We start from the raw sequence: 14,063 nt of genomic DNA, 5'->3' as shown, positions 1-14,063 counted from the left end.
GTGCGACTTTTTACAACACCATCAGAACAACTTCAGCGCCGGTGCTTCTTCTTTCAACGGCTCGTTCTTCGCGGTCTGCTCGTTCCAGCCGCCGCCGAGGGCCTTGTACAGGTTGACCTCGCTGGTCAGCTGCGCCAGGCGGTCGGTGATCAGCGATTGCTGGGCACTGAACAGTTGGCGTTGGGCATCGAGGAACGTTAGGTTGCTGTCGACACCAATGCGGTAGCGACGCTCGGCCAGGCGGTAGTAATCCTGGTTGGCTGCGACGAATCCGCGTTGGGCATCCAGTTGCTGCTTGTAGGTTTCACGTGCGGCGAGGCCGTCGGACACTTCCTGGAAGCCGGTCTGGATCGCCTTCTCGTAGTTCGCCACATTGATCTCTTTCTGGATCTTCGAATAGTCCAGGCTGGCGCGCAGGCTGCCGGCGTTGAAGATCGGGATGTTGATCTGCGGGGCGAACGACCAGGTGCCCGAACCGCCCTTGAACAAACCGCCCAGGTTCGGGCTTGCGGTGCCGGCGCTGGCGGTCAGGGTGATGCTCGGGAAGAACGCGGCACGCGCCGCGCCGATGTTGGCGTTGGCCGCCTTGAGGTTGTACTCGGCTTGCACAATGTCGGGACGACGTTGCAGCAGGTCCGATGGCAAGCCAGCCGGCACTTCGCTGAGCAGGTCATCCGACAGCGGCTTGCTGGTGATATTCGCCGGCAGGCCGGTGCCCAGCAGCAGGGTCAGGCTGTTTTCGTCCTGGGCCACCTGGCGGGTATAGCGTGCCAGGGCAACCCGGGCGTTTTCCACCGAGGTCCGCGACTGGCTCAGGTCGAGGGCCGAGGCCACGCCGACTTCGTTGCTGCGCGAGGTGAGCTTGAAGCTCTGCTCGTAGGCATCCAGGGTGTCCTGGGTGAGCTTGAGCAGTTCCTTGTCGGCCTGCCAGGTCAGGTAGGCATTGGCCACGCTGGCCACCAGGCTGATCTGGGTGCTGCGCCGCGCTTCTTCAGTGGCGAAGTACTTTTGCAGGGCTTCTTCACTCAGGCTGCGCACGCGACCGAACAGGTCCAGCTCATAAGAACTGATCCCGAGACCGGCCGAGTATTGGCTGCTGATGGTCGACTCGCCAGTCTGCGACAGGCGGGCCGGAGTGCGCGAACGGCTGCCGCTGCCCGTGGCCGAAACGGCCGGGAACAGGTCAGCGCGCTGGATCTGGTATTGCGCGGCATACGCGTCGATGTTCAGGGCCGCGACACGCAGGTCACGGTTATTCACCAGCGCGGTCTGGATCAGCTGTTGCAGGGCAGGGTCATGGAAAAACTGCTTCCAGCCCTGCTCGGCAGCGGCCTGGCTCGGCGCCTGGGCCGACGAATACGCCGGCCCCTGCGGGAACTGTGCGGCCACCGGCGCTTCGGGGCGCTGATAGTCAGGTATCAGCGAGCAGCCACTGAGCACGAATGCCGTGACGGCTAGGGAAAGTAGCGACTTGCTCATTGGCCAGCCTCTTTAGGGGTTTCAGTTGTGTCAGTCTTTTTACGCTCGCCAGCAGCGGATACGGTTGCGAAGAACAACGGCACCCAGAAGATCGCCAATACAGTGGCCGTGATCATACCGCCGATGACACCGGTACCGATGGCGTGCTGGCTACCCGAACCTGCGCCCGAGGAGATCGCCAGCGGCAATACGCCGAGGATGAACGCCATGGAGGTCATGATGATCGGCCGCAGACGCATGCGTGACGCCTCGATGGCCGCCTCGACGATGCCTTTGCCTTGTTCGTGGAGCTCTTTGGCAAACTCCACGATCAGGATGGCGTTTTTCGCCGCCAAGCCCACCGTCACCAACAGGCCCACCTGGAAGAACACGTCGTTGGACAACCCGCGCATGCTGGTCGCTATCAACGCACCCACAACCCCCAGGGGCACTACCAGGATCACCGCGATCGGGATCGACCAGCTTTCGTACAGGGCCGCGAGGCAGAGGAACACTACCAGCAGCGACAGGGCGTACAGCGCAGGTGCCTGGGAGCCGGACAGACGTTCTTCGTACGACAGACCGGTCCACGCATAGCCAATACCTGCCGGCAGTTGCTTGGCAATACGCTCGACTTCGGCCATGGCGTCACCGGTACTGTAACCCGGTGCCGGAGTACCGAGGATTTCCATCGCCGCTACACCGTTGTAGCGCGAGAGTTTCGGCGAACCGAAGATCCACTTGCCCGACGCGATGGCGGACAACGGCACCATCTTCCCGGAGTCGCTGCGCACGTACCATTTGTTCAGGTCTTCAGGCGACATGCGGCTGGCGGCTTCACCTTGTACGTACACCTTCTTCACCCGACCGCGGTCGATGAAGTCGTTGACGTAGCTGCCACCCAGGGCAATCGCCAGGGTCTGGTTGATGCTCGACAGGGTGATGCCTTGGGCACTGGCCTTCTCGTCGTCGACGGTGAGCTCGTACTGCGGCTCATCGTTCACGCCGTTGGGGCGCACACCTGCCAGAATCTTGCTTTGTGCTGCCATACCGAGGAACTGGTTACGCGCCGCCATCAATTTATCGTGGCCGACACCGCCCTGGTCTTGCAGGAACACGTCGAAGCCCGTGGCGTTACCCAGTTCCAGTACAGACGGCGGCACGATGGCAAATACCATGGCGTCCTTGAAAGTCTGCATGAAGTAGCCCTGGGCGCGCTTGGCGATCTCGAACACCGAGGTGGAGGCGTCACGTTCGTCCCACGGCTTGAGCATCACAAAGGCCAGGCCCGAGCTTTGGCCACGACCGGCGAAGTTGAAGCCGTTTACGGTAAATACCGATTTCACGCCTTTGCCTTCGCCCGGCTCGCCTTCCTTGTCGTTGAGCAGGAAGATGCGCATATCGTCGATGACTTTTTGCGTCCGTTCAGCCGTAGAACCGACCGGCGTCTGTACCTGGGCAAAGATCACGCCCTGGTCTTCATCGGGCAGGAACGCCGCAGGGATGCGCATGAACAGCCAGATCATGCCGGCGATAACCAGTGCGTACACCAGGAACGCCGGGATCTTGTGCTTGATCATGTTACCCACGCCGCGCTCGTAGCTCAGTACGCCACGGTCGAAGGTGCGGTTGAACCAGCCGAAGAAACCACGCTTGGGTTGGCCGTGTTTTTCCGGGTCAATCGGCTTGAGCATGGTGGCGCACAAGGCCGGGGTGAAGATCAGCGCAACCAGTACCGACAACGCCATGGCCGAAACGATGGTGATGGAGAACTGTTTGTAGATCACACCGGTGGAACCACCGAAGAATGCCATCGGCAACAGTACCGCCGACAGTACCAGGGCAATACCCACCAGGGCACCCTGGATCTGGCCCATGGACTTGACCGTCGCTTCTTTGGGCGACAGGTGTTCCTCGGCCATCACCCGCTCGACGTTTTCCACCACGACGATGGCGTCATCCACCAGCAAGCCGATGGCCAGGATCATGCCGAACATGGTCAAGGTGTTGATGGTGAAACCGAACGCCGCCAGGATCCCGAAGGTACCCAACAGCACCACCGGTACGGTCATGGTGGTGATGATGGTGGCACGGAAGTTCTGCAGGAACAGGAACATCACCAGGAACACCAACACGATCGCTTCAACCAGGGTATGGACTACACCGGAGATCGATTCGGTCACGACCGGGGTGGTGTCATACGGCACCACCGCCTTCATGCCTGGCGGGAAGAACGGTTCGAGCTGCGCTACGGTGGCACGGATTGCTTTGCCGGTGTCCAGGGCGTTGGCGCCCGAAGCCAGCTTGATCGCCATACCGGAAGCCGGCTTGCCGTTGAACTGTGCAGCGATGCTGTAGTTCTGGCCACCCAGCTCAATACGCGCGACATCCTTCAGGCGTACCTGGGAGCCGTCTGTATTGACTTTCATGAGGATGTTGCCGAACTGCTCCGCCGTCTGCAGGCGCGTCTTGCCAATGATGGTCGCGTTCAACTGAGTGCCGGGCAGGGCAGGCAGGCCACCCAGTTGGCCGGTAGCCACCTGCACGTTCTGTGCGGAGATCGCGGTGCTGACATCCACTGGCGTGAGCTGGTAATTGTTCAGCTTGCTTGGGTCAAGCCAGATGCGCATGGCGTACTGCGAACCAAACACCTGGAAGTCACCGACACCTGCGGTCCGGGAAATCGGGTCCTGGATGTTCGACACGATGTAGTTGGACAGGTCGTCCTTGGTCATGCTGCCGTCTTCCGACACCAGACCGATCACCATCAGGAAGTTCTTCACCGACTTGGTCACGCGGATACCCTGCTGCTGCACTTCTTGCGGCAGCAGTGGAGTCGCCAGGTTCAGTTTGTTCTGCACCTGAACCTGGGCGATGTCCGGGTTGGTACCCTGGTTGAACGTTACGGTGATGGTCATGCTGCCGTCGGAGTTACTGTCCGAGGAAACATAACGCAGGTTGTCGATACCGTTGAGCTGTTGCTCGATGACCTGCACCACGGTGTCCTGCACGGTTTGTGCGGACGCGCCTGGGTAGGTCACCTGGATGTCGATGGCGGTCGGCGCGATGGCCGGGTATTGGTTGATGGGCAACTTCAGGATCGACAGTGCCCCGACCAGCATGATCACCAGGGCAATAACCCAGGCGAAAATGGGGCGGTCGATAAAAAATTTCGACATGGATTACTCCCCTTTGCCAGCAGCGGCAGCAGGAGCAGCAGCACTGCCGGCGTCAGCAGGTTTGGCGTTGTCGGCCGCCTTGACCTTGACCTCGGCGCCCGGCTTGACGTACTGCAAGCCTTCTGTGATCACACGGTCGCCGGCGTTCAAGCCCTTTTCCACCAGCCAGTAGGCGCCGTAAGTACGGTTGGCCACCAGTTCGCGCTGCTCGACCTTGTTGTCGGCGTTGACGACCAGCGCTGTTGGAGTGCCCTTCAGGTCACGGGTTACGCCTTGCTGCGGGGCCAGGATGGCCTTGCTGTTCACACCGGCTTGCAACTGGGCGTGGACGAACATGCCCGGCAGCAAGGTGTGGTCAGGGTTCGGGAACACGGCGCGCAGGGTCACGGAACCGGTGGTCTGGTCGACCGACACTTCGGAGAATTCCAGCTTGCCATCCACGCCATAGGCGCTGCCGTCTTCCAGGGTCAGCTTGACTTTGGCGGCGTTGTCGCCGGCTTTTTCCAGTTGGCCGCTGGCCAGGTCGCGGCGCAGTTTCAGCATTTCTGCCGAAGACTGTGTGACGTCGACGTAGATCGGGTCCAGTTGCTGGATCACGGCCATGGCATCGGCCTGGCCGTTGCTGACCAGTGCGCCTTCGGTCACCGAAGAACGACCAATACGCCCGGAGATCGGCGCGAACACTTTGGTGTAACGCACGTTGATCTGGGCGGTTTGCACGTTGGCTTCCGACGTCATGCGGTTGGCGACGGCAGTGTCGTACTCCTGACGGCTGACGGCTTGCTCATCGACCAGCTGCTTGTAGCGGTCGCTGATCGACTTGCTCTGGGTCAGGCTCGCTTGTGCACTTTTCAGGGTGGCTTCATACACCGAAGGGTCGATCTGGTAGAGCTGTTGCCCTTCCTTCACGTCGCCGCCTTCCTTGAACAGGCGCTTGAGAATGATGCCGTTGACCTGCGGTCGCACTTCCGCAATGCGGTACGCGGTGGTGCGACCCGGCAATTCGGAGGTGAGCGTAAAGGCTTGCGGTTGGATAGTGACCACGCCGACCTGAGGGATTTGAGCGGGCGGAGCCGCTTCTTCCTTTTTACATCCGCTGAGCAGCGATGCCAGGGCGACGGCAGTGACCAGAGCGGTAACAGCTGGCTTAAGTTGCATGAAGATCCTCGGGTCAGGCGCGCAGGATGCGCACAAGAAGGGTGGAAGGGTAAAAAACAAACACTGAGTAGATAAGTAGCTTGCTACGCAATATACTTACGTTCATGGTTGTTTGTAAACTCTTGACAGGCTGCGCGGAGTGTTGACAAAGCAACGCCCAAAGCCTCGATTCCATTACGTTCGGCACCCATGACGGTGTCGTCCCACAAATATTCGGATTATCGGTACTGGCGGTTAATTCTGCGTTAACGATAGTCCCAAGTGTCCTGATTGAGGTTGTACTGCCATGGTTCGTCGCACCAAAGAGGAAGCTCAGGAAACGCGCAGCCAGATTCTTCAAGCCGCCGAGCAAGCGTTCTATGAACGCGGCGTCGCGCGGACCACGCTGGCGGACATCGCCGCGCTGGCCGGCGTGACGCGGGGTGCCATCTACTGGCATTTCAGTAATAAATCCGATTTGCTGCAGGCGCTGCTCGACACGCTGCATGAGCCGCTGGACGAGTTGGCCAGGGCCAGTGAAAGCGAGGACGAACTCGACCCGCTGGGCTGCATGCGCAAACTGTTGATTCATTTGTTTCATCAAGTGGCCCTGGACCCGAAAACCCGGCGCATCAACGAGATCTTGTTTCATAAGTGCGAATTCACCGATGAAATGTGCGACATGCGTCGCCAACGTCAGACCCATAGCCTCGAATGCAACCTGCGCATCGGCCTGACCTTGCGTAACGCGGTCCACCGCGGGCAACTTCCGGAAAATCTTGATACCACCCGTGGCGCGGTGTGCATCCATGCCTACATCAACGGGCTGATCGGCCAGTGGCTGCTGGTTCCCGACAGCTTCCAGTTACATCAGGAAGCCGAACGCTGGGTGGATGCGGGGCTGGACATGCTGCGTTGGAGCCCCAGTCTGCGCAATTAAGACAAAATGCGTAATTGCATCAGGTTGTGTCAACAGTAAAGCCCAAGGACAGTCAATCGTCCTTCCGCCTGATTAGTGGGGTGACTTTATATACGGGCTGTCCAGCGGTTGATAGGTAGCCGCCTAAGTATTTTGTAGCGATTTTGTTGCACGGTTGTGAAGGAGTATTGCTCTCAGGTCCCGCGTACTCGACAAGATAGGCGTAAAAAAGCCCCGGTTCCTGCGAACCGGGGCTTTTTCATTTCAGCTTTTTACCTCACAGCGCCAGGGTCGGGTAGTCGATGTAGCCGACTGGGCCTTTGCCATAGAAGGTTTCCGGATGCGCTTCGTTCAGCGGCGCATCTGCCTTCAAGCGTGCTGGCAAGTCCGGGTTGGCAATAAACGGCACACCGAAGGCCACCGCATCCGCTTTGCCCGAAGCCAGCCAGGTGTTGGCGCTGTCCTTGGTGAAGCGTTCGTTGGCGATGTACACGCCGCCGAAGGCTTTCTTGAGTTGTGGGCCGAGGCTGTCGCCGGCTTCTTTCTCACGGGAGCAGATGAACGCAATGCCACGCTTGCCCAGTTCGCTGGCGACGTAGGTGAAGGTTTCCGCCAGGTTGTCGTCGCCCATGTCGTGGGCGTCGGCCCGCGGTGCCAGGTGCACACCCACACGGCCAGCGCCCCAGACTTCGATGGCTGCATCGGTGACTTCCAGCAACAGGCGAGCGCGGTTTTCCAGGGAGCCGCCGTACTGGTCAGTGCGCTTATTGGTGCTGCTCTGCAGGAACTGGTCGAGCAGGTATCCGTTGGCGCCGTGGATTTCCACGCCGTCGAAACCGGCGGCCTTGGCGTTCTCGGCACCGGTGCGGTAGGCGTCGACGATGTCGGCGATTTCAGCGGTTTCCAAGGCGCGGGGGGTCGGGTAGTCGGCCAATGGGCGCACCAGGCTGACGTGGCCTTTAGGCTGGATTGCGCTCGGGGCCACCGGGGTTTCGCCGTTCAGGTACGACTCATGGGAAATACGGCCCACGTGCCACAGTTGCAGGAAGATCTTGCCGCCCGCGCCATGAACCGCCTTGGTGACGTTGGCCCAGCCGCGCACCTGATCGTTGGACCAGATGCCCGGCGTGTCCGGGTAGCCTACGCCCAACGGCGTCACGGACGTGGCTTCGCTGAGGATCAGCCCGGCGGAGGCGCGTTGCACGTAGTACTCGGCCATCAGCGCGTTGGGCACGCGACCGGCGTCGGCACGGCAGCGGGTCAGCGGCGCCATGATGATGCGGTTCGACAGTTCCAGGTCGCCCAGTTTGATCGGATCGAAAATAGTCGTCATGGGGAAAGCACCTTTGTCTTTGAAGTGGATCAGTGGGTCGCAGGGGCCAGGTCGGCATCGCCGGTCTGGCGGAAAGTAATCAGGGTCACCAACAGCGCGAGAATCGCCAGGACCGCTGCGGCCAAGGGCACGCGGGTCAGGCCGAAACCGTGGGCAATCACACTGCCGCCCACCCAGGCGCCGAGGGCATTGCCGATGTTGAAAGCGCCGATGTTCAAGGTGGACACCAGGTTCGGTGCGGCCTTGCCGAAGGTCACCACGTTGATCTGCAACGCAGGCACGGCGGCGAACGACGCGGTGGCCCACAGGAACAGGGTGATTTCGGTCGGGATCACGGCGACGCTGGTCCAGGTCAGAGCCGTGGAGACCACCGCCATGCTGATGAACACGCCGATCAAGGTGGCCGCCAGGCGTTTGTCCGCCAATTTGCCGCCGATGATGTTGCCCACGGTGAGACCCAGGCCGATCAGCAGCAGGGTCCAGGTCACGCCCTTGGGCGACACGCCGGTGACATCGCCGAGCAGCGGCGCTACGTAGGTGAAGAGGGTGAACATGGACGCGGCAAACAGCGCGGTCATGCTCAGCGACAGCCAGATGCCGGCGCCCTTGAGGGCGGCCAGTTCGGCGCGCATGTCGAGTTTCTCTTCATCACGCTTGGCGGGCAGGAAGCGGATCAGGCCGATCAACGCCACCACACCAATCACCGTCACTGCCCAGAAGGTCGAGCGCCAGCCGGCTTCCTGGCCGAGTGCGGTACCCAGCGGTACGCCGAGCACGTTGGCCAGGGTCAGGCCGGTGAACATCAGGGCCACGGCCGAAGCTCGCTTGTTGGCGGGCACCAGGTTGGCGGCGACCACCGAACCAATACCAAAGAACGCACCGTGGCACAGCGCGGTGACGACACGGGCAAACATCAGCACGTTGTAATCACTGGCCAGGGCGCAGAGCAGGTTGCCGATAATGAAGATACCCATCAACGCTACCAGGGCCGCCTTGCGAGGCAGCTTGGCGGTGGCCAGCGCCATGAAGGGCGCGCCGATGGCCACGCCCAGGGCGTAGCCGGTCACCAGCCAGCCGGCGCCGGGAATTGACACACCCAGGTCCGCTGCCACATCGGGCAGCAAGCCCATGATGACGAACTCGGTGGTGCCGATGGCGAAGGCACTGAGGGCCAGTATGAGTAGCGAGAGGGGCATTATCGTTTCCTTGTTACAACGCGGCGTTGTCGTCCGCGCTGAGTTCGGTGGTGAGCGCCGCGAGGAACGCCTGGATGGTGTCCTCGTTGCGTTTGAAAAAGTGCCACTGGCCGGCCTTCTGGCTGCTGATCAACCCGGCGCGTTGGAGGGTGGCCAGGTGGGCTGACACGGTCGACTGGGACAAGCCGCAGCGTTGGTCGATCTGCCCGGCGCAGATACCGTATTCGTGGTTGTGCAATTGTTCGGGGAATTGCACTTTGGGGTCTTTCAGCCAGGTGAGGATGTCTCGTCGTACTGGGTGTGCCAGGGCTTTTATTATTTCGTCGAGGTCGATGGACATGGCAGATGCTCGGTTTTGTACAGCGTTATATCGCGATGAGGCGAACTTTATATCGGTCTATCCCGATAGACCAATATGATTTTGGTCTGAGCCTAGGCTTAATCGGTATATCGGGTTATAACGATACGTTGAGGGCAGTGATAGACTGCGCGCCATGAATTATCTCGCACATCTGCACCTGGGCGGCCAACTTCCTGCGCAACTGCTGGGCAGCCTGTATGGCGACTTCGTCAAAGGCCGCCTGCAGGGCCAGTTCAGCCCGCAAATCGAAGCGGCGATCCAGCTGCATCGTTCCATCGACCGCTTCACCGACAGCCACCCGCTGGTGGGGGAGGCGCTGTCGCGCTTCAGCCTTACCCGTAGGCGCTATGCCGGGATCGTCCTCGATGTGTTTTTCGATCACTGCCTGGCGCGGGACTGGACCTTGTATGCCGACCAGCCCCTTGAGCATTTCACGTCGCAGGTTTACCGCGTGCTGGCGGCCGAGCCGCAGTTGCCGGGGCGGCTGGCGCAGATTGCACCGTATATGGCGGCGGATGACTGGCTGGGCTCCTACCGCGAGTTTGCGGTGATGGAGCAGGTGTTGCGCGGGATCGCCCGGCGCCTGACACAGCCCGAGGAACTGGGGCATGCCATGCAGGAATTGCGCGAGTTGTATGAGCCGCTGAGTGAAGACTTCCGGTTGCTCTATCCCGAGCTGCAGGCCTTTGCACACTCCCGACTGACGCCATCGATTTAAGGTGGGAGCTGGCTTGCCTGCGATTGCAGTCTGCCAGTTGATACATGTGTTGCTGACCCACCGCTATCGCAGGCAAGTCAGCTCCCACACGTTGACCATGCCCGCTTTATGCCGCGAATGCCGGTCGAGCCGCGATCTGTTCTGCCTCGGGCAAGGGCCCAAACAACGCCTTTTGCACCGCCTGCTGCGCCTGATACGCCAGCGCCGCGCGTTCCTGCCCGGCACAGGCAATTGGCTTGAGCACATGGATTTCCACATCGCCCTGGTCGTTGGCAAATAAGCGCATCAGGTGCGACAACAAATCATCATCGCCAATAAAAGGCGCCAGCGGGTCCACTTGCCCCTCACGCAGATAACGGATCGCCACCGGTTGCAGGCATACATCCGCATCGATCGCACTGGCCAGCAAACGCCCGTGGAAAGTGCGCAGGCTGCGCCCGTCGGTGGTGGTGCCTTCGGGGAACATCAGCAGCGGGTGTTGTTGCTCCAGGTGACGGGTCATCTGCTTGCGGATCAACTGGCTATCGCCCGAACCCCGGCGGATAAACAAGCTGCCGGCTTTGGCCGCCAGCCAGCCTGCCACCGGCCAGGTACGCACTTCGGCCTTGGACAGGAACGACATCGGCGTCACCATGCCCAGCAGGGGAATGTCGGTCCAGGACACGTGATTGCTCACCCACAGCATCGGCGTTTGCGGCAACTCACCGTGCACCGTCACGCGAAAGGGCAGGGCGTTGGTCAGCCGCGCCATGAAGAACCGCGACCAGCGCTGGCGGCGCACCATCGAGTTGGCCACGCCCAACCGTTCGAACACGCCGAATACACTGGCCATGCTCAAGCCCAGTGCCACCACTAGCAGTACGCGGGCAATGCGCCCGTACACGCGCAGGCGGCTCATCACATGGCCGCCTTGAAGTGGCGTGCATAGCGCGGGCATAGCTCATCGCGCTTGAGCAGGATAAACACGTCGGCCACCTGGAAATCTTCATCCCAGCACGGCTCGCCGCAGATCTTCGCCCCCAGGCGCATGTAAGCCTTGAGCAGTGGCGGCATTTCGGCGATCACGTTGGACGGCAGGTCCAGCGCCGGCAGGGGTTTTTTCGGTTCGGCGCGCAGGTGTTCATTGCACAGGTAGCGTTCGCGCAGGCGCTGCATGATCGCGTGAGCCTGGATGCCGCCGTCGTGCATCGGGATGCTCGCGCAGCCCATCAAGTAGCTGTAGCCACCCTGGTTGAGCACTTCGGCCAACTCGCCCCACAACACGGCAATGGTGCCACCGTTGCGGTAGGCCGGATCGACGCAAGTGCGGCCGATTTCCAGGATCGGGCCTTGCAGGTGGAGCAAGCCATGCAGGCTGAATTCTTCTTCGCTGTAGAACCGACCCAAGGTGCTGGCAGCCTGGTGGTCCAGCAAGCGAGTGGTGGCCACCAGTCGACCGCTGTTCAAGTCCCGCACGCCGATGTGGCTGCAGTGAACATCATAGTCATCCATGTCCAGGCCCAGTTCCGCGCCTTTCAGCTTGGCGTTGAATTCGCCGCTGAACACGTTGAACCGCAGGGCCTGGGCTTCCTGCAACGCCTGCGCGCCAACCAGGCGTTCGGCTTGCAGACGGCGTTCATTGCCGGTGTCGCTGATGCGGGCGATCTGAGTCATGGCGAGTCTCCGAGTGCCGGCCACGATTTCGGCCGGTCGACTTTGTTGTCCAAAGTCAGGCTATGGAGGCCCGGTGTCATCTCCATGAAGTTATGGTGACGCTTGGATGACAGCCCTCCATGTCGCAAATCTGTCATCACCCTCGGCTAGGCTCGCGGGCTTGAATGCCCCCTTGAGTTTGCGTCCATGGTCAGAGGCCTGTTGTGCGTTGCCCTGTTGTTCGTCACCGTTGCCGCTTACGCCGAAACCTGGCCCGATAAGGAATGGGCCAAGGGCACACCGCTCTCGGGTCCCGCAGTTGATGCTCTGGATGCTTACGCTTTTCCGGCGCGAGACGACGCCACCCGCCAAGGCATCCGCACTGACGCATTGTTGGTGATCCGCGACGGCCAGGTCATCTACGAACGCTACGCCACGCCCACCACCGCCAGCACCCCGCACCTCACCTGGTCCGTCAGCAAAAGCCTGATGGCGACCGTGCTGGGCGTGGCCTACGGCGAAAACCGCTTCAAATTGACCGACCCCGCCGCGCGTTTTTACCCGCCAATGAAGCAGCACCCGACTGTGACCATGGCCGACTTGCTGCACTGGGCCTCGGGCCTCGACTGGCAGGAAGACTATGAATACGCGCCACTGAAATCTTCGGTGGTGGCGATGCTTTACACCCGTGGCCGCGGCGACATGGCTGACTTTGCCGCCGATACCGAGGCCGCCACTGCACCGGGCCAGGTGTTCCGGTACTCCAGCGGTGACACCAATATCCTGTCCGCCACCCTGAAAGGCATGCTCGGGCATAAGGCGTATATGAGTTACCCGTGGGATGCGTTGTTCAAGCCATTGGGGATCCGCAACGCCACCTGGGAAACCGACGCCGATGAAACCTTCGTCGCTTCCTCTTACGCCTACCTCACGGCTCGCGACCTGGCGCGTGTCGGCCTGTTGATGGCACGGGACGGCCGTTGGGGGGAACACCAGTTGCTGCCCAGAGACTGGGTTGCCTTCAACCGTCAGCCGTTCGATAACTACAAAGCCGGCCAGGACGAAGCCGTTCCCGGCGGTCACTGGTGGCTTAACCAAGGTGCGCCACGGCCCTGGCCAGACGCGCCCGCCGACACCTTTGCGGCCCTCGGCCATTGGGGTCAGGCGCTGTTTGTGATGCCTGAAGAACATCTGGTAATCGTACGCTACGGCGATGATCGCGATGGCAGCTATCGCCACAACGAACTGCTTAAACGCGTGCTTGCGGCGGTGCAGCCATGATCCGTCGTCGTCCGTTTACCAGCCTGTTTCTGCTGCTGTTGCTCGCCCTGCTGGGGTGGATCTGGCACGAGCGCGTCAACCTGCAAGCTTTCCCCGACATCATCGCGGCGTATACGGCCAAGGAGTATTGCTCGTGTCGGTATGTGGCGAACAACCCGGCGGAGTATTGCCGGGGGTATGTGAAGCAGTACGTGCCCACCAGTGCCTTTACCGATAACCCCGAGCGCAGTGAAGTCACGGCCAGCGGTTTGGGGCGTACGCACAGTGCACGGTGGTTGGGGGATCGGCAGGGCTGCCGCTTGAACCCCTGACACACCGCGACCCCATGTGGGAGCTGGCTTGCCTGCGATGATGGCGGCACAGGCGATAGTGATGTTGACTGACCTGCCGCTATCGCAGGCAAGCCAGCTCCCACAGGGGATTTGCACTAATCATTGGAAATGAGAGAAGCACTGGTAGGCGCCCGATGCACTGCATCGGGCGCGAACGACTTACTACGTGGCTGGGCTGCCAGGTTGCATAGCCAACAGCAGATCATCAATGATCGCTTTGCCCATTTCACCCAAATAGTGCGAGGCGAAAGCGAACTTCTCCGCCTTGGGGTCCATGGCGGCCTCAAGCGAGAGCATTTTTGCGTAATAAAGCACGTGCGAGGCGTCTTCAAGGGCTTCCAGCAGCGGAACCCCTGCGTTGACACGGAACACTTTCAAATGGCTTTTGTTTTCTCCGCAATCTGCAAAGGTCGCGGCGCCGATAGTTTCGGCTGAGGGTATTTCGTACGGCATAGCTTGCTCCTTTGGTACAACCAAAAAGAGCTGCCAGTCACGATTCCAAGCGTGGGGGTGGCAG

General features: G+C 60.9%; 13 protein-coding genes. 4 read left to right on the top strand and 9 right to left on the bottom strand.

Translation table 11 applies throughout. From position 1 onward, the window contains the following. Nucleotides 1-21: 21 nt before the first annotated feature. The 3 genes from adeC to AB4O08_RS05690 are packed head-to-tail and all read right to left on the bottom strand — an operon-like array spanning nt 22 to nt 5,795. The gene (adeC, locus tag AB4O08_RS05700; RefSeq protein ID WP_010212314.1) at nt 22-1,479 is read right to left on the bottom strand and encodes an AdeC/AdeK/OprM family multidrug efflux complex outer membrane factor; all 1,458 of its coding nucleotides are present in this window, start codon (nt 1,477-1,479) and stop codon (nt 22-24) included. Further along, entirely contained in the window at nt 1,476-4,637 is a 3,162-nt protein-coding gene (locus AB4O08_RS05695; protein ID WP_010212313.1) for an efflux RND transporter permease subunit, read from the bottom strand. The genes adeC and AB4O08_RS05695 overlap by 4 nt, the downstream gene beginning before the upstream one ends. Before the next feature lie 3 nt (nt 4,638-4,640). Beyond that, on the bottom strand, nt 4,641-5,795 hold the full coding sequence (locus AB4O08_RS05690; RefSeq protein ID WP_010212312.1) for an efflux RND transporter periplasmic adaptor subunit: 1,155 nt from the start codon (nt 5,793-5,795) through the stop codon (nt 4,641-4,643). Nucleotides 5,796-6,081: 286 nt separating this feature from the next. Here AB4O08_RS05690 and AB4O08_RS05685 point away from each other — a divergent pair, with 286 nt between their 5' ends. After that, entirely contained in the window at nt 6,082-6,714 is a 633-nt protein-coding gene (locus tag AB4O08_RS05685) for a TetR family transcriptional regulator (protein ID WP_010212311.1), read from the top strand. A 256-nt stretch (nt 6,715-6,970) separates the two neighbouring features. Here AB4O08_RS05685 and AB4O08_RS05680 read toward each other — a convergent pair whose 3' ends face one another. The 3 genes from AB4O08_RS05680 to AB4O08_RS05670 are packed head-to-tail and all read right to left on the bottom strand — an operon-like array spanning nt 6,971 to nt 9,562. Then, nucleotides 6,971-8,026, bottom strand: a complete 1,056-nt coding sequence (locus AB4O08_RS05680) for an alkene reductase (protein WP_010212309.1) — start codon at nt 8,024-8,026, stop codon at nt 6,971-6,973. A gap of 29 nt (nt 8,027-8,055) precedes the next feature. After that, nucleotides 8,056-9,222 (bottom strand): MFS transporter, encoded by a 1,167-nt coding sequence (locus tag AB4O08_RS05675; RefSeq protein ID WP_010212307.1) that lies wholly within the window; start codon nt 9,220-9,222, stop codon nt 8,056-8,058. A gap of 13 nt (nt 9,223-9,235) precedes the next feature. After that, nucleotides 9,236-9,562, bottom strand: coding sequence for an ArsR/SmtB family transcription factor (locus AB4O08_RS05670; protein ID WP_010212305.1), 327 nt, complete (start codon nt 9,560-9,562; stop codon nt 9,236-9,238). Nucleotides 9,563-9,716: 154 nt separating this feature from the next. On the opposite strand from AB4O08_RS05670, the gene AB4O08_RS05665 reads away from it, so the two are divergent. Then, on the top strand, nt 9,717-10,301 hold the full coding sequence (locus AB4O08_RS05665; RefSeq protein WP_460114750.1) for an acyl carrier protein phosphodiesterase: 585 nt from the start codon (nt 9,717-9,719) through the stop codon (nt 10,299-10,301). Between the two features lie 106 nt (nt 10,302-10,407). Here AB4O08_RS05665 and AB4O08_RS05660 read toward each other — a convergent pair whose 3' ends face one another. Both AB4O08_RS05660 and olsB read right to left on the bottom strand, forming a co-directional pair. Next, complete coding sequence (locus AB4O08_RS05660; protein ID WP_010212301.1) at nt 10,408-11,199, bottom strand: lysophospholipid acyltransferase family protein; 792 nt, start codon at nt 11,197-11,199, stop codon at nt 10,408-10,410. After that, on the bottom strand, nt 11,199-11,954 hold the full coding sequence (gene olsB, locus AB4O08_RS05655) for an L-ornithine N(alpha)-acyltransferase (protein WP_003172415.1): 756 nt from the start codon (nt 11,952-11,954) through the stop codon (nt 11,199-11,201). The genes AB4O08_RS05660 and olsB overlap by 1 nt, the downstream gene beginning before the upstream one ends. Before the next feature lie 186 nt (nt 11,955-12,140). Here olsB and AB4O08_RS05650 point away from each other — a divergent pair, with 186 nt between their 5' ends. Together AB4O08_RS05650 and AB4O08_RS05645 are read left to right on the top strand one after the other, a co-directional pair. Beyond that, a complete protein-coding gene (locus tag AB4O08_RS05650) occupies nt 12,141-13,214 on the top strand; it encodes a serine hydrolase domain-containing protein (RefSeq protein ID WP_183701301.1) in 1,074 nt (357 codons plus the stop codon). Then, nucleotides 13,211-13,525 carry a hypothetical protein gene (locus tag AB4O08_RS05645; protein WP_010212295.1) on the top strand — a complete coding sequence of 105 codons (315 nt, stop codon included), beginning with the start codon at nt 13,211-13,213 and terminating at the stop codon, nt 13,523-13,525. Before AB4O08_RS05650 ends, AB4O08_RS05645 begins: the two co-directional genes overlap by 4 nt. 183 nt (nt 13,526-13,708) lie before the next feature. On the opposite strand, the gene AB4O08_RS05640 is transcribed toward AB4O08_RS05645, so the two are convergent. After that, entirely contained in the window at nt 13,709-13,999 is a 291-nt protein-coding gene (locus tag AB4O08_RS05640) for a DUF3077 domain-containing protein (protein ID WP_187516977.1), read from the bottom strand. Nucleotides 14,000-14,063: the final 64 nt, after the last annotated feature.

Source organism: Pseudomonas sp. H3_E07 (assembly GCF_054668895.1).
This window is presented reverse-complemented; position numbering and strand designations above follow the sequence as displayed.

Excerpts from the sequence above, each read along its gene's own strand:
- AB4O08_RS05660 (WP_010212301.1), bottom strand. The coding sequence starts at position 11,199 with ATGAGCCGCCTGCGCGTGTACGGGCGCATTGCCCGCGTACTGCTAGTG.
- adeC (WP_010212314.1), bottom strand. The coding sequence starts at position 1,479 with ATGAGCAAGTCGCTACTTTCCCTAGCCGTCACGGCATTCGTGCTCAGT.
- AB4O08_RS05640 (WP_187516977.1), bottom strand. The coding sequence starts at position 13,999 with ATGCCGTACGAAATACCCTCAGCCGAAACTATCGGCGCCGCGACCTTT.
- AB4O08_RS05665 (WP_460114750.1), top strand. The coding sequence starts at position 9,717 with ATGAATTATCTCGCACATCTGCACCTGGGCGGCCAACTTCCTGCGCAA.
- AB4O08_RS05650 (WP_183701301.1), top strand. The coding sequence starts at position 12,141 with ATGGTCAGAGGCCTGTTGTGCGTTGCCCTGTTGTTCGTCACCGTTGCC.
- AB4O08_RS05685 (WP_010212311.1), top strand. The coding sequence starts at position 6,082 with ATGGTTCGTCGCACCAAAGAGGAAGCTCAGGAAACGCGCAGCCAGATT.
- AB4O08_RS05670 (WP_010212305.1), bottom strand. The coding sequence starts at position 9,562 with ATGTCCATCGACCTCGACGAAATAATAAAAGCCCTGGCACACCCAGTA.
- AB4O08_RS05690 (WP_010212312.1), bottom strand. The coding sequence starts at position 5,795 with ATGCAACTTAAGCCAGCTGTTACCGCTCTGGTCACTGCCGTCGCCCTG.
- AB4O08_RS05675 (WP_010212307.1), bottom strand. The coding sequence starts at position 9,222 with ATGCCCCTCTCGCTACTCATACTGGCCCTCAGTGCCTTCGCCATCGGC.
- AB4O08_RS05645 (WP_010212295.1), top strand. The coding sequence starts at position 13,211 with ATGATCCGTCGTCGTCCGTTTACCAGCCTGTTTCTGCTGCTGTTGCTC.
- AB4O08_RS05680 (WP_010212309.1), bottom strand. The coding sequence starts at position 8,026 with ATGACGACTATTTTCGATCCGATCAAACTGGGCGACCTGGAACTGTCG.
- olsB (WP_003172415.1), bottom strand. The coding sequence starts at position 11,954 with ATGACTCAGATCGCCCGCATCAGCGACACCGGCAATGAACGCCGTCTG.
- AB4O08_RS05695 (WP_010212313.1), bottom strand. The coding sequence starts at position 4,637 with ATGTCGAAATTTTTTATCGACCGCCCCATTTTCGCCTGGGTTATTGCC.